The following is an 18,708-nucleotide window of genomic DNA, read 5'->3' as shown; positions in this document are numbered from 1 at the left end:
AGCGCAATCACATTTTCAGATTTTTATTATTCAGAAGGTGCCTGTCAGAAAACAAAAAACCCGCAGCAGTTGCCTGTGCGGGTTCGGTATGGCGGGAATGAAAATCAACTGATTGACGTTGTTCCGAAAGCCTGGCGCCAGTCGGCATCAAATTTTTCGACGGCCGCCTGCACTGCGGGTGTATCGAGCAGTTGCTCAGCAACATCGACCGGCAGAGTGATTGACTGACAACCTGCCAGCAGACAATCCATCGCCTGGCGGGGCGTTCTGAAACTGGCCGCCAGCACTTTTGCATGTGGCGCATGAAGATTCAGCAGGGTCTGCAACTCCTTCACTACCGCAATACCATCACCGCCCTGCGCGTCCAGACGGTTGACGTAAGGCGCGACATATTCAGCCCCTGCCAGTGCCGATAATAACCCCTGACCCGCCCCGTAAACGGCGGTGCCGAGGGTCGGAATATTCATCCCTTTCAGTTTTTTAATCGCGGCCAGACCTTCACGGGTTACGGGGACTTTTACCACTAAACCAGATACGCGCTGCGTCAGTAACAACGCTTCCGCTACCATCTGTTCAGCATCAGACGCCATCACCTGCGCGAATAATTTGCCATTACCGCCCAGCGCATCCCGCAACGCAGGTAACACTTCCCACAGCGATTTACCTTCTTTCGCCACAATGCTGGGATTTGTCGTCACCCCCTGCAACGGCAATATGCGTGAAAGACGTTTGACCGCAGCCACATCAGCAGTATCGAGATACAACTCCATAACCCTCTCCTTAAACATGTGAGCAAATGCAAAGTTCAGTGAGTGTACGCCTGCAAGCAGAAGATTTGTTGATCATCATCAAAATCACTTTCGAATGAAAGCATGTAAATTACGAAAGAAGAAAAAGACACAAAGGAGTGTCGAGATGATTTTCAATGTGCAGCGTTATTCCACACATGATGGCCCCGGGATCCGCACGGTCGTGTTTCTTAAAGGCTGTTCGCTGGGATGCACCTGGTGCCAGAACCCGGAAAGTCGCTCCGCCAGCCACGATATTTTGTTCGATACCCGCCTGTGCAGCACTGGCTGTGACTATTGCGCGCAGGTCTTCCCACATGCAGTCAGTGTTGAGGATGGCAGGATCCGCGTCCGACAGGAAAATTTTACTGCGGCAGATTTATGTCAGATAGAACAAACCTGCCCTTCCGGCGCGCTGAGCGTGTGCGGAAGTGAGGCAGATATCGATGAACTGATGCAGCAAATTTTACGTGATAAACCTTTTTATCAGCGTACCGGTGGCGGCATCACGCTTTCCGGTGGTGAGCCTTTTATGCAGCCGCAAACAGCACAAACGTTACTGCAACGCTGCAAACAGGAAGGTTTGCACACGGCGGTGGAAAGCTGTCTGCATGTGCCGTGGAAATACATTGAACCCTCACTCGGTGCGCTCGACCTGGTGCTGGCCGATTTAAAACATGTCGGGGATGACCCCTTCAGACGCCTGACCGGCGGCTCGGTAAAACGCGTGATGGATAATTTTCGCCGTCTGGCCGCTGCGGGACAACGGCTTATCGTGCGCGTTCCGTTAATTCCCGATTTCAACGCTGACCGTGCGTCCATCCGGCAGATTGTGGATTTTGCCGCTGAAGAAACCGGCTGCGAAGCCATTCACTTTTTGCCGTATCACACACTTGGCATCAATAAATACGCCCTGCTCGGGCAACCTTATCTGGCTCCGCGCCAGCCGTTAAATGACCCTGACCTGCTGACGTTTGCCGAAGAATACGCCGCACAAAAAGGGCTATGTTCACAGTTAAGAGGATAAGAATAATGACCCAGCTGAATCTGAATACCCTTTCCGCCCGGATCCGCTCACACAAAGATGCCCTGATCCATATCGTAAAACCGCCGGTCTGTACTGAACGCGCGCAGCATTACACGCAAATTTATCAGCAACATGCCGACAAGCCGCTGGCGGTGCGTCGCGCCCTGGCGCTGGCTGAACATCTGCGCCAGCGAACTATCTGGATCAAACATGATGAACTGATTGTCGGGAACCAGGCCAGTGAAGTCCGTGCCGCGCCGATTTTCCCGGAATACACCGTCGGCTGGATCGAAAGTGAAATCGATGCGCTGGCGGACCGGCCGGGTGCGGGTTTTGCCGTCAGCGAAGCCAACAAAAAAGTTCTGCATGAAATCTGCCCGTGGTGGCGTGGTCAGACGGTTCAGGACCGTTGCTACGGGATGTTTACCGACGAACAGAAAGCGCTGCTCGAAAGCGGGATCGTGAAAGCTGAAGGGAATATGACGTCAGGAGACGCGCATCTGGCGGTGAATTTCCCGCTGCTGCTGGAACTCGGGCTTGACGGTTTACGTCATAAAGTGGACGAACGCCGCAGCCGCATTCAGCTGACAGACTGGGAAGATCTGCACAAAGAACAGTTGCTGAAGGCCATTGATATCACCCTGACTGCCGTGAGCCATCATGTTCTGCGCTTCGCTGAGCTGGCGCGTGAAATGGCAATTTCTGAAACCCGCGAAAACCGCCGTGCGGAATTAGTGACCATGGCAGCGAACTGCGAAGTGATTGCCCACCGGCCACCCGAGAATTTCTGGCAGGCGTTGCAGTTATGCTATTTCATTCAGCTGATTCTGCAGATTGAATCCAACGGACATTCCGTTTCGTTCGGGCGTATGGATCAGTATCTGTATCCGTTCTACCGCCGTGATGTGGAGCTGGAACAGACGCTGGAACGCGGTCAGGCGATTGAGCTGCTGCAAAGCTGCTGGCTGAAACTGCTGGAAGTGAACAAAATTCGCTCCGGCACACATTCAAAAGCGTCGGCAGGCAGCCCGCTTTATCAGAACGTCACCATCGGCGGCCAGACTTTGCATCACGGCGTGGCGGCGGATGCGGTCAATCCACTGTCTTACGCGGTGCTGGAATCCTGCGGACAACTGCGTTCTACCCAGCCAAACCTCAGCGTGCGTTATCACGCCGGTATGAGTAATGACTTCCTTGATGCCTGCGTACAGGTGATCCGCTGCGGCTTTGGGATGCCTGCGTTCAACAACGATGAAATCGTCATTCCTGAATTCATTAAGCTGGGCGTCGAAAAGCAAGATGCTTATGATTATGCAGCCATTGGTTGTATCGAAACCGCGGTCGGCGGCAAATGGGGATACCGCTGCACCGGCATGAGTTTCATCAACTTTGCCCGTGTCATGCTGGCGGCGCTGGAACAAGGCAAAGACGCGAAAAGTCATACCCGTTTCCTGGCTCAGGAGCGCGGTTTGTCGCAGGGTAATTTCGATAACTTCGAACAGGTTTTTGCACAGTGGGATGAACAGATCCGTTATTACACCCGCAAATCAATCGAGATTGAATGCGTGGTCGATACGGTGCTGGAAGAAAACGCGCAGGATATTTTATGTTCCGCACTGGTCGATGACTGCATTGAACGCGGCAAAACCATCAAGCAAGGCGGCGCGAAATATGACTGGGTATCCGGTTTGCAGGTCGGTATCGCTAATCTGGGTAACAGTCTGGCGGCAGTGAAAAAGCTGGTCTTCGAGCAGGGAACTATCGGTCAGCAGGAACTGGCTGAAGCGCTGGCTTCCGATTATGAAGGGCTGGATGGCGAGCGTCTTCGTCAACGCCTGATTAACGGCGCAGAGAAATATGGCAACGACCATGACGGCGTAGATAATCTGCTGGTGCGCGCCTATCAGTGTTATATCGACGAACTGTCGAATTATCACAATACCCGCTTCGGTCGCGGCCCGATTGGCGGCACGTATTATGCGGGCACGTCGTCAATTTCCGCCAATGTGCCTTTCGGGGCAGCCACCACGGCAACGCCGGATGGTCGCAAAGCCTTTACCCCGCTGGCCGAAGGCGCAAGTCCGGCATCGGGTACCGATCATCTCGGTCCGACCGCCGTATTTAACTCGCTGGGCAAATTGCCGACTGAAGCAATTCTTGGTGGTGTATTGCTGAACCAGAAGCTCAATCCGGCTTCACTGGAAAATGAAAATGACCGCCAGACGTTAATGCTGATGCTGCGGACTTTCTTCGAGGAACATCACGGCTGGCATGTTCAGTACAATATTGTTTCCCGCGAGACATTACTGAAAGCCCGTGAAGAGCCGCAGAACTATCGTGACCTTGTGGTTCGCGTGGCCGGATATTCCGCGTTCTTTACCGCCTTATCGCCGGAGGCTCAGGATGATATTATCGCCCGTACTGAACACTCACTTTAATGTTCTCAACTGATATTTCTTTTTTTGGGCGGTTCCGGCCGCCCTTACTTTCGGGCGATTATGAACGACAGACAACAAATTATTCTGCAATGGGTAAATGACAAACAACGTATCAGCGTCTCTGAGTTATCACAGATTTGTCAGGTTTCCGAAGTCACGATCCGCCATGATCTGACCCAACTCGAGCAGCGCCATTATCTGCGCCGGGCCCACGGTTTTGCCGTCGCGATCCAGACTGACGACGTGGATACCCGCATGATGTCGAATTTTGCACAGAAACAGAAACTGGCAAGATTTGCAGCATCATTGATCCAGGACGGAGAAACAGTGTTTTTCGAAAGCGGCAGCAGTATCGCCCTGCTGGCACAATATCTTGCTGACAAAAAGAATCTGACTGTGATTACCGTCAGCAGTTATGTGGCGTCATTATTGAAAAGTATGCCGTGTGACGTGGTTCTGCTGGGCGGAATGTATCAGAAAACCAGTCAGACCGTGGTCGGCCCGCTGACCAGACTGTGTCTGCAACAAATGAATTTCAGCAAGGCGTTTATGGGGATTGACGGTTTCACAGAGGCGACGGGTTTTACCGGTCGCGACATGCTGCGCGCCGATGTAGTGAATGCGGTGGTAGAGAAAGGGGCGGAAAATATCGTCCTGACCGATTCCTCTAAATTCGGCCAGATCAATCTCAATCCGCTCGGCCCTGTCAGCGCATTCAGCAGGGTGATCACTGACGATAAATTGTCACCCGAGTATCAGCAACTGCTTTCTGCGGCTGGCATTAAGGTCAGCCTTGTGGGCTGACCTTTGGCATCAAAAGGTTTACTGCCCGTAATAAGCGTTTTTTCCATGCTTGCGAAGATAGTGCTTATCTAAAAGTTGCGGCTGCATATCCGGCAGCTGCGGCGATAACTGACGCGAAAAAATCCCCATATACGCGATTTCTTCAAGTACGACGGCATTATGCACGGCATTATCTGCGTCGGTTCCCCAGGTAAACGGTCCGTGTGAATGCACCAGAACCGCCGGAATATCCGCCGGTGACAGGTTTCTTTCCGCAAAGGTTTTGACGATCACTTCGCCGGTTTCCCATTCGTAACGCCCTGCAATCTCCTCTTCCGTCATCCGGCGGGTGCAGGGAATATTGCCGTAGAAATAATCCGCATGAGTGGTGCCCCAGGCCGGAATGTCCAGACCGGCCTGCGACCAGATGGTCGCGTGGCGCGAATGCGTATGAACAATACCGCCCGCTTGCGGAAAATTGAGATACAGCACCCGATGGGTATCGGTATCCGAAGACGGCTTTTTGCTGCCTTCTACAATTTTGCCAGTTTCCAGTTCCACCACCACCATGTCGTCCGCGCCCATGTGGTCGTATTCCACGCCCGAGGGTTTAATCACGACCAGCCCGAGCGCGCGGTCAACAGCGCTGACATTTCCCCAGGTAAAGGTCACAAGATTGTGGCGCGGAAGTGCCAGGTTGGCCTCTAATACCTGCTCTTTAAGTTGTTTCAGCATCTTGGTTCCCTCATATTGCGATGCTTTATTGTCTGGGGTGCGGAGGTGTGCAGGTATGGGGCAAATCGCTAAAGAGTGCGTACAGATCTGCTGCAAACACAAAAGTGCCAGCCGGGAGAGATGAGGGATGAAATGTCACCGGCTTTAGTCTTTTGTGCTCCGGTGAAGCTTTGCGCTGGTGAATTAAGATTATTCACCTAGTGAATGAATGGTGGTTTCACTATTTTAATTCAACGGATGCAAAAGTGCGTCCGGATGATACGAAATATAAATAAAGGTTCGGAACAGCCAAAAAATTTATTAGTAGTGTGAAGGATCACAAGGTGAATTTCGGTGATAACGCTGCAACTTACCTATACTTATAAATGATGCTGAACGTTAATCCTTTGAGGAAGATAACTATGATGCTCGTAAATAAACGCGTTGCCAGTATTGCACTGGTTCTGACTCTTGCGATGTCTGTTACCGCCTGCGGTAACTGGTCTAAACGTGACCGTAACACGGCAATTGGTGCCGGTGCCGGTGCACTGGGTGGTGCGGTTCTGACTGATGGCAGTACTTTAGGTACATTAGGTGGCGCAGCAGTCGGTGGTATTGTGGGTCATCAGGTCAGCAAATAAAAACAGAATCAAAAAACAGAAAGACGCTGCGCTGTCGACCGGCGCAGCATCTTGTTTACATCAGCCTTCTTTACATCAGCTTAAGTACATCAGCCGCCAGCCAGCTTCACTTTCATTCCTTTCGCTTCCAGCAACTGTTTCAGCAGGTCACGTTTATCGCCCTGGATCTCAATCACGCCCTCTTTCACCGCTCCGCCACAACCGCATTTCTTTTTCAGTTCTGCCGCGAGTTTTTCCAGTGCTGCATCATCAAGATCAACGCCGGTGATCAGACACACGCCTTTGCCTTTACGACCGCTGGTCTGGCGCTGAATACGCACAATACCGTCACCTTTCGGACGCGCGACGACGGCTTTCGGCTCATCAATCCTGCCGCTGTCGGTTGAATAGACCAGACGGCTGTTGTTGTCATTGCTCATACGTCTCCCTCTTAACGCAGTGATGCGCGGATATCACGCAGGGTCTGCGCCGGATCGGCGGACTGCGTAATCGGACGGCCAATCACCATGTAATCCACACCGGCTGCCAGCGCTTCCTGCGGGGTCATGACGCGACGCTGGTCGTCAGCTTTACTGCCAGCCGGACGAATGCCCGGTGTCACCAGCTGGAACGCCTGCCCCAGCGCAGATTTAAAGCGCGTCGCTTCCTGAGCAGAACACACCACGCCGTCCAGGCCACAATCGCGGGTCAGACGTGCCAGACGCTCAGCGTAATCCGCAGGGGAAAGTGTAATGCCTAAATCCGCCAGGTCACTGCCTTCCATGCTGGTCAGCACGGTCACTGCAATCAGCAACGGTGCATCTTTACCAAAGGGTGCCAGCGCTTCTCGGGCTGCGGTCATCATGCGCGCACCGCCGCTGGCGTGAACATTCACCATCCACACGCCCAGATCCGCCGCAGCGGCAACGGCACGTGCGGTAGTGTTAGGAATGTCGTGGAATTTCAAATCCAGAAAAACGTCAAAACCGCGGTTTTGCAAATCTTTGACCATCTGCGGACCAAAATGGGTGAACATTTCTTTGCCCACTTTCAGGCGGCAATCGCGGGGATCAATCTTATCGGCAAACGCCAGCGCAGAGGATTTGTCGGCATAGTCAAGTGCGACAACAATAGGTGATGTATTTAAGTCGTTGTTGTTAATGTTATTTTCAGACTTCATATCGTCAGCCTCTTGTGTGAATTCAAATCAGAAAGGGGAAATAATTTTTTTGCCGCCCGCATTTTACATGGCAAGACGCTGAATTCACAGCTACACATAATGTGACAGATTTATTAAATTTTTGTGAATCACTAGACGATGCAACAAGGCTGGCATAGCTTGTTACTTTTACTCTAAGGAAAGGCTGAAAAATGAGTGAGATAACAACCCTGACCGTCAAAATCCCGGTTGAATTAAAAGAACTGATCAAAAACGCCGCCGCTGACGCAGAACATTCATTAAGCGCAGAAGTGGCAGCACGTCTGGAGCAAAGTTTTAATCCTGCTGCGCCAAAAAGCAAAAAGGCCGCCAAAGCGACCGAACACGAGATTGATAACCAGCATCTGGCGGAAGAAAGCGAACCTGCCCTTACCGCCAAAGAAATCAAGAAATTGCGTACCTTACTGAGCACACGTAAGACGAGCACCAAGAAGAAGTAACACTGAGAATCAGAACGAGACAGCCGGAGGGACAGCGAGTCAAAAGATCACTGTCCGTCCAGTCCTCTTATAGGCTTGATCGTCGCCCAGCCCCGGCATGACGGACAATGCCAGTACAATGAATGCGCGGTGAAGCCGCATTTGTGGCAACGGTAACGCGGTTTGGTACGGATTTGCTCGCCTACCATGTCGCGCAGTAAGACCAGACTTTCCTTCGCACGTCCCTCTTCTGCATCCGCAAGATGGTAATCCATCAGGTGATGGAACACGCGCATCGTCGGATGGCGTTGCAGCTGACGGTTAATGTAGTTCTGCGCCGTCTCACGCCCTTCCTCATTATGAATGATTTCCGCCAGCATCAGCTCCGCAGCCGCACCGGTATTTTCATCCACACAACGTTTGAGGAACTCGGCCCAACCGAGACTATCTTTCAGGTGCTGATAGCATTCCTGGAGCATCGGCAACGCTTCACTGACCAGCTCTTTATCCTGCTCCAGCACGCGCTGCAGGGCTTCTGTCGCTTTGCGGTATTCACCCTGCGCCAGCAAAATTCGCCCTTGCATGATAGAGACGCGGGCGCAGAGCTTATCCGCAGCAGCCGCTTTTTTCAGCAGCCCCATCGCTTTATCAAAATCATCGGCAACGATCGCCTGTAAGGCCAGTTCGCACCAGAAATGCGCGATTTCTTTACGGCGATTTTCTTTACCCAGTTTGACCAGTCGCTCAGCCACATCGATGGCATTTTGCCAGTCGCTGGTTGCCTGATGGATGATCAACAGTTGCTCAAGCGCAAACAGCTGGAAATCCTGCTCTTTAACCAGCTGATTGAACATGTCTTCGGCGCGGTCATAAAAACCGGCAGCCATGTAGTCACGTCCCAGTTGCTGGACGGCAAGCAGGCGTTGTTCGAAGGTCAGTGAGGCGCTTTCCATCAGTGACTGGTGGATGCGGATTGCGCGATCCACTTCGCCACGGGAGCGGAACAGGTTACCCAGAGTCAGGTGCGCTTCGACTGTACTGCTGTCCTCTTTTAACATCTCAAGGAACAGGTCGACCGCTTTGTCCTGCTGATTGGAAAGCAGGAAGTTAACCCCCGCTACGTATTCACGCGACAGGCGGTTAGCATTTTCCTGTTTATCCTGCTGAGAACTTCTGCGCCCCATGTACCAGCCATAGGCGGCCGCAACGGGCAACAACAGAAACAGCAGTTCTAACATAGAGGATTATTCCTTGCTGACATCATAAGATGCTGCTGGCGGCGTAACGACAGCCGCGGGCTCAATTTGTTGTTCAAGACGTTTGATTTTACGTTGCGCGCGCCCCAGTGACAGACGGACGCGAAGATAGAACAACCCGCAAATGACCCAGCCGAGGATAAAACCGGTGGCAAACAGCACGGCAAGTAGTGTGGAAACGCGATAGTCACCCTGCGCCAGCAAATAGTTAAAGGTCACAGTCTGATCGTTATGGGCACCCAGAGTGATAGAAATCACAACGATGACCAGCAAAAATAAAAAAATCAGCAGATATTTCACATTCGTTCCTGTAATGCCGGATGTTCCGGATGAATTATGCCAAAAACTCTCGTCCCGACCTAATAAGTTAGCATTTCCGAACAAAGCTGGGAAATATTGCAGTGGCTTTAGATGCAGTCTGTATCAACTTCGACCAATTTTAAACACTATATCCGAAGTTGCGCATATCACTGCCATCAGGCCAATAAGAAGTATATGGGGATTCAGTACGGGGAATTAAAGGGGCGCGGCGAGCGCCCCTTTTGGTGACAAACATTTACCGGTTTTGTCCGGTCATTCGCGCTCACGAATTTCCTGATTTTCTGCCGGCGGTGGCGTCAGCGGGCCGACGTAACGTTCGGTCAGCCAGCAGGCCACCGTCACCAGTATCCAGCTGATACCTACGGATGCCAGAAGGTCACGCGGCCAGTGCATACCCAGCATCAGGCGGCTGCCCATAACCACCACCGCCCACACCATTAGCACCGTGACCGTTTTGTAGTGCTTACGGCGCCATAACAGCCCGATACCTAACAAAGCCCAGGTAGCCGCAAACATGGTATGACCGGAAGGAAATGCGTATCCGGTATCGTTCTGCCAGCTTTTGTTCAGCCAGTGCGGGATTTGTACGTTATCGCCCAACACTTCTTTCACCTGAGCGCTGCGCACTTTCCTTTTCTGGGCGTAAAAATCCTCAACATCCATATGATGGTCAGTACCCAGCCACGCCACATAGGGCCTCGGCTCACGGACTTCCCCCTTGATGTAATCTTTCGCATACTGCCCGACCAGCAGAGAGGCGATGATAATCAGGCCCAGTCCGATGGCGGGTTTAAGCCGAAAACGCAAACACCACAAAAACCAACCACAAAGGATCACTGTGGTGATGATTCCCCACGGCTGACTCACGGTTTCAGTGACCCAGTACAACGGGCGCAACACGGCCGGATTTCCTCCCGGCACCCAGAGCCAGCCGCTTATCCATACCGCTGCGGGCATCAGCATTAAAATTACAGCCCCGAGAGCGGTGCGTTTGGCGATATCAAACATAGTTGTCCTTTCCGTCAGTCGTAAAAAAGAATTGGAGTGTAGCAACGTTGTCACTGCATCACATTCTCAACGCTTAGATTGTTGAGGATGCAGTTATAATTCATATCTTATTAACTAATCGTTCAAATATTCCCGCTAAAATGAACAGCAAACTGTGGCAAAATGGTGCCCTGTCATGATGGAAAGGCACCGATTCCCTATCCACAGGCCGCATCTGAACGTAGGATGCGCATCAACAAGTAAAATACTCACTGTGAATCAAGACTATTTGTGGTTTTTTTGGAGCGTAAAATGCAGCTGAAACGGGTGGCAGAAGCCAATCTGCCAACACCTTGGGGCGATTTCCTGATGGTGGGTTTTGAAGAATTGGCCACCGGGCACGACCACCTGGCGTTAGTTTTTGGTGACATCAGCGGTGAAACACCCGTTCTTGCGCGAGTTCACTCTGAATGTCTGACCGGTGATGCTTTATTCAGCCTGCGCTGTGACTGTGGTTTTCAGCTCGAAGCAGCACTGAATCACATTGCTGAGGAAGGCCGCGGTATCCTGATGTATCACCGTCAGGAAGGCCGTAACATCGGCTTGCTCAATAAAATCCGTGCTTATGCGCTGCAGGACAAAGGCTACGACACCGTCGAAGCCAACCACCAGCTCGGGTTTGCCGCTGACGAGCGTGACTTCACGCTGTGTGCGGACATGTTCAAACTGCTCGGCGTGGATTCCGTTCGTCTGCTGACCAACAATCCGAAGAAAGTCGAAATTCTGACTGAAGCCGGGATCCATATTACCGAACGAGTCCCGTTGATCGTGGGCCGTAATCCGGAAAACGAGCGCTACCTGTCGACCAAAGCAGCCAAAATGGGTCACCTGCTCGATAAGTAACGGCTCTATAGTCCGATGAAAATATTAAGGGCACCTTAAGAAGGTGCCCTTTTTTATGGCAGAAGGTCAGGTATTACAGCATTTTGCGGATCACATAATGCAGAATGCCGCCGTTCTGGAAGTACGTCAGCTCATTGCCGGTGTCGATACGACAGCGGGCATTGACCGTTTCTTTATGCCCGTCGGCATAAACGATATGCACCGCGACGTCCTGTCCCGGCGTCAGGGTTTGTAATCCGCTGACACTAATCTGCTCGTCGCCGGTCAGTTTCAGCGTTTTACGGGTCACACCCTGCGGGAATTCGAGCGGTAGAATCCCCATCCCGATCAGATTCGAACGGTGAATACGTTCGAAAGATTCGGCGATAACGACGCGCACGCCAAGAAGACGCGGTCCCTTTGCTGCCCAGTCACGGCTTGAACCCGAACCGTATTCTTTACCCGCAATCACCGCCGTCGGCACACTTTCATGCTGATAACGCATCGCGGCGTCGTAAATCGCCAGCTGATCCTGCGAAGGAATATGACGGGTATAACCGCCCTCCACACCCGGCACCATTTCGTTTTTGATACGGATATTGGCGAACGTCCCGCGCATCATGACTTCATGGTTACCACGGCGTGAACCATAAGAGTTAAAGGCTTTTGGTTCGACACCATGCTGTTTGAGATACAACCCTGCCGGGCTTTCCGCCTTGATATTACCGGCTGGCGAGATGTGGTCGGTGGTTACGGAGTCCGCCAGAATCGCCAGAATACGGGCATCCTTAATGTCTTCGAGCGCATCCGGTTCGGCTTTCATATCACTGAAGAACGGCGGATGGCGGATGTAAGTGGAATCTTCCTGCCAGGTGTAGGTCGGCGTACCGTCAACCTGAATCGCCTGCCAGCTGGCATCACCGTTGAAGACTTCAGCATATTCTTTGTGGAACATTTCCGTCGTCACCTGTCCGACCGCATTGGCAATGTCATTAGCAGAAGGCCAGATATCTTTCAGATACACCGGCTTGCCGTCTTTGTCCTCGCCGAGCGCATCGGTCGTCAGATCGACATTCATATTCCCCGCCAGCGCGTAGGCCACTACCAGCGGCGGTGAAGCCAGCCAGTTGGTTTTAATCAGCGGATGAATACGTCCTTCGAAGTTACGGTTACCGGAAAGCACCGCACCGACGGTCAGATCACCGGCTTTAATAGCCGATTCAATCGGTTCCGGCAACGGCCCCGAGTTACCGATACAGGTTGTACAGCCGTAACCCACCAGATTAAATCCGAGTTGTTCCAGATACGGCATCAGACCGGCGGCATTAAGATAATCGGTCACCACTTTAGAACCCGGCGCCAGCGAGGTTTTCACCCACGGCTTACTGGTGAGACCTTTTTCAGCAGCATTCTTGGCCAGCAAACCGGCCGCCATCAGCACGCTCGGGTTCGAGGTGTTGGTACACGAGGTGATGGCGGCAATCACCACCGCGCCGGTGGTCAGGGCATAATGCTGCCCGTCCAGCGTGAACGTCTCTTTATCGCTGCGCCCCGCTTTGCTGTTGCCCAGCTCCAGTTCCGTCGCCGCTTTAAACGCTTTGGGAACGTTGGGCAGTGCCACGCGATCCTGCGGTCGTTTCGGCCCGGCCAGACTCGGCTCGACTTCACCCATATCCAGCGCCAGCGTACTGGTAAACACCGGCTCATCACCGGCATTACGCCACAAGCCCTGAACCTGAGAATAGGCCTTCACCAGTTCGATTTGCTCGTCGCTGCGGCCACTGAGTTTCATATAACTCAGGGTGACGTCATCCACCGGGAAGAATCCGCAGGTGGCACCGAATTCCGGCGACATATTGGCAATGGTGGCGCGGTCGGCCAGTGGTAAGTCAGCCAGTCCGTCACCGTAGAATTCGACAAATTTGCCCACCACGCCGTGTTTGCGCAGCATCTGCGTGACCGTTAACACCAGGTCAGTCGCGGTGATGCCTTCGCGTAATTTACCGGTGAGTTTGAACCCGACAACATCCGGGATCAGCATGGAAACCGGTTGTCCGAGCATGGCCGCTTCGGCTTCGATACCGCCGCAGCCCCAGCCTAAAATACCCAATCCGTTGATCATGGTGGTGTGCGAATCGGTGCCGACCAGTGTGTCGGGATAGGCGACCGTTTTGCCATCCTGTTCTTCATACCAGACGGTTTGCCCGAGGTACTCAAGGTTGACCTGATGACAGATACCAGTGCCGGGCGGAACCACGCGGAAACGGTTGAAGGCTTTTTGCCCCCAGCGCAGGAACTGGTAGCGTTCGTTATTACGCTCCATTTCGAGGCGGACGTTTTCATCAAAGGCCTGATCATCACCAAATTCATCGACCGTGACGGAGTGGTCGATAACCAGATCTACAGGCGATAACGGGTTTACCTGTTCGACGTTACCGCCAAGCCGTTTGACCGCCTGACGCATTGCCGCCAGATCGACCACGGCGGGTACACCGGTGAAGTCCTGCATCAGAACGCGCGCCGGGCGGTAAGCAATTTCCCTGTCCGCATGGCCGGTTTTCTGCCAGCTGACCAGTTCCTGTAAATCACTTTCCGTGACTGTGTCGCCATCGACATGGCGCAGCAGATTTTCGAGTAACACTTTGAGGGATTTAGGCAGGCGCTGGATATCACCCAGCGTTTTGGCTGCGAGTGGCAGGCTGTAGTAGTGGAACTCCTTGTTCTGGACCGCCAGCGTATCCAGACTGTTCTTGCGAATAGACGACATAGCTTCTCCTTTAGCGCTCAGCGTGGCCTTAAGGAATAACCCGCTGGCTTATAAGTGCATAGTTAAAGATAACACAAATAATTGTTAACATTCCGATAACAGCTCAAAGTGTTCAACAGACAAAAAAAATCCCGCAGCATCATCAGAGGCGGCGGGACTAGCGGTCAGCAAAGAAAATGTTGCGGTTTATTTCACCGGCAATTTGATGTCTTTAAACATCTCTTCAATATCTTCGTTGGATCGCAAGGAAATGGCGGAATCCACTACATCACGCGTCAGATGCGGCGCAAAGCGCTGGATAAAATCGTACATGTAACTGCGCAGGAACGTACTGCGGCGGAAACCGATTTTAGTGGTGCTGTAGGTGAAGATATCGCGCGCATCGACGGTGACCAGATCCGGATCTTGCACCGGATCTACCGCCATACTGGCGATCACCCCGACGCCGAGCCCCAGACGTACATAAGTTTTGATCACGTCGGCATCGGTGGCAGTGAAAACAATGCGTGGCGTCAGACCGGCGCGGTTAAACGCGGTATCCAGTTCGGAGCGGCCGGTAAAGCCGAAGGTATACGTGACGATAGGATAAGCGGCCAGTTCTTCGATGGTGACTTTCTCTTTGCCCGCCAGCGGATGATCCGGCTGAACCACGACCGCACGGTTCCAGTGGTAACAAGGCAACATCACCAGGTCATCGTAAAGATGCAGGGCTTCGGTGGCGATAGCGAAATCCGCATTCCCTTTGGAAACGGCTTCAGCAATCTGAGTCGGAGAACCCTGATGCATATGCAGCGAAACGCGCGGGTAACGCTCGATAAAGCCTTTAATCACATTCGGCAGGGCATAACGTGCCTGCGTGTGCGTGGTCGCCACATACAACGACCCTTTGTCCGGATAGGTGTGCTCGCCAGCCACGGCTTTGATGGCATCCACTTTAGACAAGACTTCACGGGCAATACGGATAATTTCCTGCCCGGCGGGAGTCACCTGCGTGAGATGTTTGCCACTGCGCGAAAAAATCTGGATCCCCAGTTCATCTTCCAGCATGCGAACCTGTTTACTGATACCCGGCTGCGACGTGTACAGGCCTTCTGCCGTCGAACTGACGTTCAGATTGTGATTAACAACCTCTACGATGTAGCGCAGTTGCTGCAATTTCATATCTCATACCACCCTGGTTTCAAACCCTGTCGCCATCCCTGTTCATCCGTTGGCTGAACAGTCTGGAAATGATTTTTTTATCGACTACCGGAAGTCTGTGAACGCACCGTTTTTATGCCCCAGACGCATTAACTTATTACTTAAGTGCATAAGAATAAATTTTATATAACAATTATATCAATAATTAACGTCATGTATACCCGAAGAACATAACGATAACCGCGGTCTGTCGCAGACTGATAATAAAAATACGCAGAACTCAGCGATGATAGATCTTAATGCAATAAAAAAACCAGCCCGGAGGACTGGTTTTTTACAACTGCGCAACAGGATGCAGTCATTCGGTTATCGCCTAAATAATTCAAGTTGCAGCAAGGCGGCAAACTCTGGCATCCCCGGGAGCAGGGCTAGCCCTGTGACCGGGGTGACTGAGCGCAGCCAAAGCATCGGCACGTTGAAGTATGACGGCGATAATTATTTTTTGCCTTCGACCCATTTACCATCAACAAAGAACGCCGTCCAGCCAGTGGCTTTACCGTCTTTCTCAGAGGATACGTACTGCTGCTTAGTCTTGCGGCTGAAACGTACCATCGACTTATTGCCTTCCGGGTCAGCGACTGGCGCATCGGCCAGATAGCTCAGTTTTTCCGGCAGACGATCTTTAAAGCGTTTCAGTTCTTCCACCAGCGGCGCACGGGTTTCGCGCGATTTAGGGAAAGTATTGGCCGCCAGGAAGACCCCTGCCGCACCATCACGCAGAACGAAATAGGCGTCTGATTTCTCACACGGCAATTCTGGCAATGGAACCGGATCTTCTTTCGGCGGCGCAACGTCACCGTTACGTAAGATCTTACGGGTGTTTTTACACTCGTCGTTGGTACAGCCCATGTACTTACCGAAACGCCCCATTTTCAGGTGCATCTCAGAACCACATTTCTCGCACTCAACGATCGGGCCGTCATAGCCCTTGATGCGGAACTCGCCCTGCTCGATTTCGTAGCCATCACATTCCGGGTTATTACCGCAGACATGCAATTTACGCTGATTATCGATGAGATAGCTGTCCATTGCCGTGCCGCATTTGCCGCAACGGCGTTTCGCACGCAGCGCATTGGCTTCGGCTTCGTCGCCTTCCAGAATGTTGAGCACTTCGGCATCAGCAATCAGGTTGATGGTGGTTTTGCAGCGCTCTTTCGGCGGCAACGCATAACCGGAACAACCCAGGAAGACGCCGGTGCTGGCGGTGCGGATCCCCATCGGACGGCCACAGGTCGGGCATTCGATGCTGGTTAGTACCATCTGATTCGGGCGCATACCGCCTTCTTCAGGATCTTTCTCGGCGGTTTCTAACTGCTGGCTGAATTCACTGAAGAATTCATCAAGAACCGCTTTCCATTCCGCCTTGTTATTAGCGACCTGATCCAGCCCGTCTTCCATGCGCGCAGTGAAATCGTAGTTCATCAGTTCGCGGAAGTTTTCTTCCAGACGATCGGTGACGATTTCGCCCATTTTCTCGGCATAGAAACGACGGTTTTCAACGTGTACGTAACCGCGATCCTGAATGGTCGAAATGATCGACGCATAAGTAGACGGACGACCAATGCCACGTTTTTCCAGCTCTTTAACCAGTGATGCTTCGCTGAAACGCGCAGGCGGCTTGGTGAAGTGCTGAGTTGGCAGCAGTTGTTGCAGCTCCAGTTCAGTGCCCACCTCAATCGCCGGTAAGGTTCTGTCTTCGTCGCCTTTACGCAACGCAGGCATCACTTTGGTCCAGCCATCAAAACGCAGCGTACGGCCTTTGGCTCGCAGGGAATAATCACCGGCTTTAACCGTCAGCGTGGTGGAATCGTACTGAGCTGGTGTCATCTGACACGCCACAAACTGGCGCCAGATTAACTGATACAGCCGCTGTGCATCCGCTTCCATATCTTTCAGCTGTTCGGAAACAACGGCCACATCAGAAGGACGAATCGCTTCGTGCGCTTCCTGAGAGTTCTCTTTGTTGCTGTACTGCAGCGGAGCTTTCGGCAGGTATTTATCGCCGAAATTCTCGCCAATATAGCCGCGTACCATTTCCACCGCGTCCTGGCTCAGGTTGGTGGAGTCAGTACGCATATAGGTAATGTGACCGGCTTCGTACAGACGCTGGGCCATCATCATGGTTTTCTTCACACCGAAGCTCAGACGCGTACTGGCAGCCTGTTGCAACGTAGAAGTAATGAACGGCGCACCCGGTTTGCTGCTGGTCGGTTTGTCTTCACGATCAACCACGGTGTAGCGCGCTTTCTCAAGCAGCGAAACGGCTGCGTGAGTCTGTTCCTTATTCACCGGCTTAAACGGTTTTTCCAGGTGATGCGTGACTTCCATTTGCAGGGCGGTTTCTTTCTTCGCCAGCAAATCTGCATGCAATTCCCAGTATTCTTCCGGCACGAACGCTTTGATTTCTTTCTCGCGTTCCACGACCAGACGCACTGCCACGGACTGAACACGGCCAGCAGATAAACCACGGGCAATTTTCTTCCACAGCAGCGGGGACACCATGTAACCCACCACGCGGTCCATAAAGCGACGCGCCTGCTGAGCATTAACACGATCAATATTCAGTTCGCCGGGTTCTTTGAAGGCATTCTGAATCGCGTTTTTGGTAATTTCGTTAAATACCACGCGGCTGAAACGTTTGTCATCACCGCCAATCACTTCCCGCAAATGCCAGGCAATCGCCTCTCCTTCGCGGTCAAGGTCAGTTGCGAGATAGATATGGTCAGCTTTTTCCGCTAACGCTTTTAACTCAGCAACAACCTTTTCTTTACCGGGAAGTATTTCGTATTGAGCAGTCCAGCCATGAAACGGATCGACGCCCATGCGATTAACCAGCGCAGTTTTCTCATCCTTTTTAACTTTTTTCTTTGTTTTTTCTTCGGTTGAGACGGCGGTTTTTTTAGCAGCGGATCCACTGGTCGGTAAATCACGGATATGACCGACGCTGGACTTAACCACGTAGTCATTTCCTAAATATTTATTAATCGTTTTGGCTTTTGCCGGGGACTCAACTATTACGAGAGCTTTGCCCATAATTACCTTTACCTGAATGATTCTTCATCAACTGAAGAAGATTTTGTCTAGTTATGCCGCGGCACAATATCACGTCTTTTTTTATATTGCGGCAGTGAGTCAGAACGTCAACTCATTTCTTTAAAAGAAGGAGCGAACTGACTTCCAGAGGTTCAAAACACTGATTCTGCAAGGGATTAACCAGACAGGGCTCAGCAGAATGCGCCCATTTTTATGTCAAATAATGACCAAGCGTAAACAAAACATTCCACCTG

The 18,708-nt window shown here is 52.1% G+C and carries 16 protein-coding genes; 6 read left to right on the top strand and 10 right to left on the bottom strand.

Features of this window, described 5'->3' with window-relative positions; translation table 11 throughout:
- Positions 1-104: 104 nt before the first annotated feature.
- Positions 105-770: a fructose-6-phosphate aldolase gene (gene fsa / locus ACM615_RS01270; protein WP_120161432.1), complete on the bottom strand. Its 666-nt coding sequence runs from the start codon at positions 768-770 to the stop codon at positions 105-107.
- Positions 771-915: 145 nt separating this feature from the next.
- On the opposite strand from fsa, the gene ACM615_RS01265 reads away from it, so the two are divergent.
- Genes ACM615_RS01265 through ACM615_RS01255 form a run of 3 tightly spaced genes read left to right on the top strand, consistent with a single transcriptional unit; the run spans position 916 to position 5,057 of the window.
- Positions 916-1,815, top strand: coding sequence for a glycyl-radical enzyme activating protein (locus ACM615_RS01265; protein WP_129639852.1), 900 nt, complete (start codon positions 916-918; stop codon positions 1,813-1,815).
- Positions 1,816-1,820: 5 nt separating this feature from the next.
- Positions 1,821-4,253, top strand: coding sequence for a formate C-acetyltransferase/glycerol dehydratase family glycyl radical enzyme (locus ACM615_RS01260; RefSeq protein ID WP_112288858.1), 2,433 nt, complete (start codon positions 1,821-1,823; stop codon positions 4,251-4,253).
- Between the two features lie 60 nt (positions 4,254-4,313).
- Positions 4,314-5,057, top strand: coding sequence for a DNA-binding transcriptional regulator YciT (locus ACM615_RS01255; RefSeq protein WP_431011309.1), 744 nt, complete (start codon positions 4,314-4,316; stop codon positions 5,055-5,057).
- Between the two features lie 18 nt (positions 5,058-5,075).
- On the opposite strand, the gene araD is transcribed toward ACM615_RS01255, so the two are convergent.
- On the bottom strand, positions 5,076-5,771 hold the full coding sequence (gene araD / locus ACM615_RS01250) for an L-ribulose-5-phosphate 4-epimerase (RefSeq protein ID WP_112288857.1): 696 nt from the start codon (positions 5,769-5,771) through the stop codon (positions 5,076-5,078).
- Between the two features lie 401 nt (positions 5,772-6,172).
- On the opposite strand from araD, the gene osmB reads away from it, so the two are divergent.
- On the top strand, positions 6,173-6,391 hold the full coding sequence (gene osmB, locus ACM615_RS01245) for an osmotically-inducible lipoprotein OsmB (RefSeq protein WP_056780657.1): 219 nt from the start codon (positions 6,173-6,175) through the stop codon (positions 6,389-6,391).
- Positions 6,392-6,480: 89 nt separating this feature from the next.
- Here the strand turns inward: osmB and yciH are convergent, their stop codons facing one another.
- Both yciH and pyrF read right to left on the bottom strand, forming a co-directional pair.
- On the bottom strand, positions 6,481-6,810 hold the full coding sequence (gene yciH / locus ACM615_RS01240) for a stress response translation initiation inhibitor YciH (protein WP_112288856.1): 330 nt from the start codon (positions 6,808-6,810) through the stop codon (positions 6,481-6,483).
- Positions 6,811-6,821: 11 nt separating this feature from the next.
- The gene (gene pyrF, locus ACM615_RS01235) at positions 6,822-7,550 is read right to left on the bottom strand and encodes an orotidine-5'-phosphate decarboxylase (RefSeq protein ID WP_431011308.1); all 729 of its coding nucleotides are present in this window, start codon (positions 7,548-7,550) and stop codon (positions 6,822-6,824) included.
- A 191-nt stretch (positions 7,551-7,741) separates the two neighbouring features.
- Between pyrF and ACM615_RS01230 the strand changes: the two genes are divergently transcribed.
- Positions 7,742-8,029: an Arc family DNA-binding protein gene (locus ACM615_RS01230; RefSeq protein ID WP_112288854.1), complete on the top strand. Its 288-nt coding sequence runs from the start codon at positions 7,742-7,744 to the stop codon at positions 8,027-8,029.
- Positions 8,030-8,076: 47 nt separating this feature from the next.
- Here the strand turns inward: ACM615_RS01230 and lapB are convergent, their stop codons facing one another.
- The 3 genes from lapB to pgpB form a co-directional block, all read right to left on the bottom strand.
- Complete coding sequence (gene lapB / locus ACM615_RS01225; protein ID WP_431011307.1) at positions 8,077-9,246, bottom strand: lipopolysaccharide assembly protein LapB; 1,170 nt, start codon at positions 9,244-9,246, stop codon at positions 8,077-8,079.
- A gap of 6 nt (positions 9,247-9,252) precedes the next feature.
- On the bottom strand, positions 9,253-9,564 hold the full coding sequence (locus tag ACM615_RS01220; protein WP_095925116.1) for a LapA family protein: 312 nt from the start codon (positions 9,562-9,564) through the stop codon (positions 9,253-9,255).
- A 273-nt stretch (positions 9,565-9,837) separates the two neighbouring features.
- Positions 9,838-10,593 carry a phosphatidylglycerophosphatase B gene (gene pgpB, locus ACM615_RS01215; RefSeq protein ID WP_120161425.1) on the bottom strand — a complete coding sequence of 252 codons (756 nt, stop codon included), beginning with the start codon at positions 10,591-10,593 and terminating at the stop codon, positions 9,838-9,840.
- A 291-nt stretch (positions 10,594-10,884) separates the two neighbouring features.
- Here pgpB and ribA point away from each other — a divergent pair, with 291 nt between their 5' ends.
- Entirely contained in the window at positions 10,885-11,475 is a 591-nt protein-coding gene (gene ribA, locus ACM615_RS01210; RefSeq protein WP_095921676.1) for a GTP cyclohydrolase II, read from the top strand.
- Between the two features lie 73 nt (positions 11,476-11,548).
- On the opposite strand, the gene acnA is transcribed toward ribA, so the two are convergent.
- The 3 genes from acnA to topA all read right to left on the bottom strand — a co-directional run bounded on the left by acnA (position 11,549) and on the right by topA (position 18,454).
- Positions 11,549-14,221, bottom strand: a complete 2,673-nt coding sequence (gene acnA / locus ACM615_RS01205; RefSeq protein WP_431011306.1) for an aconitate hydratase AcnA — start codon at positions 14,219-14,221, stop codon at positions 11,549-11,551.
- A 186-nt stretch (positions 14,222-14,407) separates the two neighbouring features.
- Positions 14,408-15,382 carry an HTH-type transcriptional regulator CysB gene (cysB, locus tag ACM615_RS01200; protein WP_112288851.1) on the bottom strand — a complete coding sequence of 325 codons (975 nt, stop codon included), beginning with the start codon at positions 15,380-15,382 and terminating at the stop codon, positions 14,408-14,410.
- 474 nt (positions 15,383-15,856) lie between these two features.
- The gene (topA, locus tag ACM615_RS01195) at positions 15,857-18,454 is read right to left on the bottom strand and encodes a type I DNA topoisomerase (protein ID WP_132965974.1); all 2,598 of its coding nucleotides are present in this window, start codon (positions 18,452-18,454) and stop codon (positions 15,857-15,859) included.
- Positions 18,455-18,708 lie beyond the last annotated feature (254 nt).

Origin of the sequence: Rahnella sp. PAMC25617, assembly GCF_050606005.1 — a bacterium.
In the GTDB taxonomy this organism is placed as follows: Bacteria; Pseudomonadota; Gammaproteobacteria; order Enterobacterales; family Enterobacteriaceae; genus Rahnella; species Rahnella variigena.
This window is presented reverse-complemented; position numbering and strand designations above follow the sequence as displayed.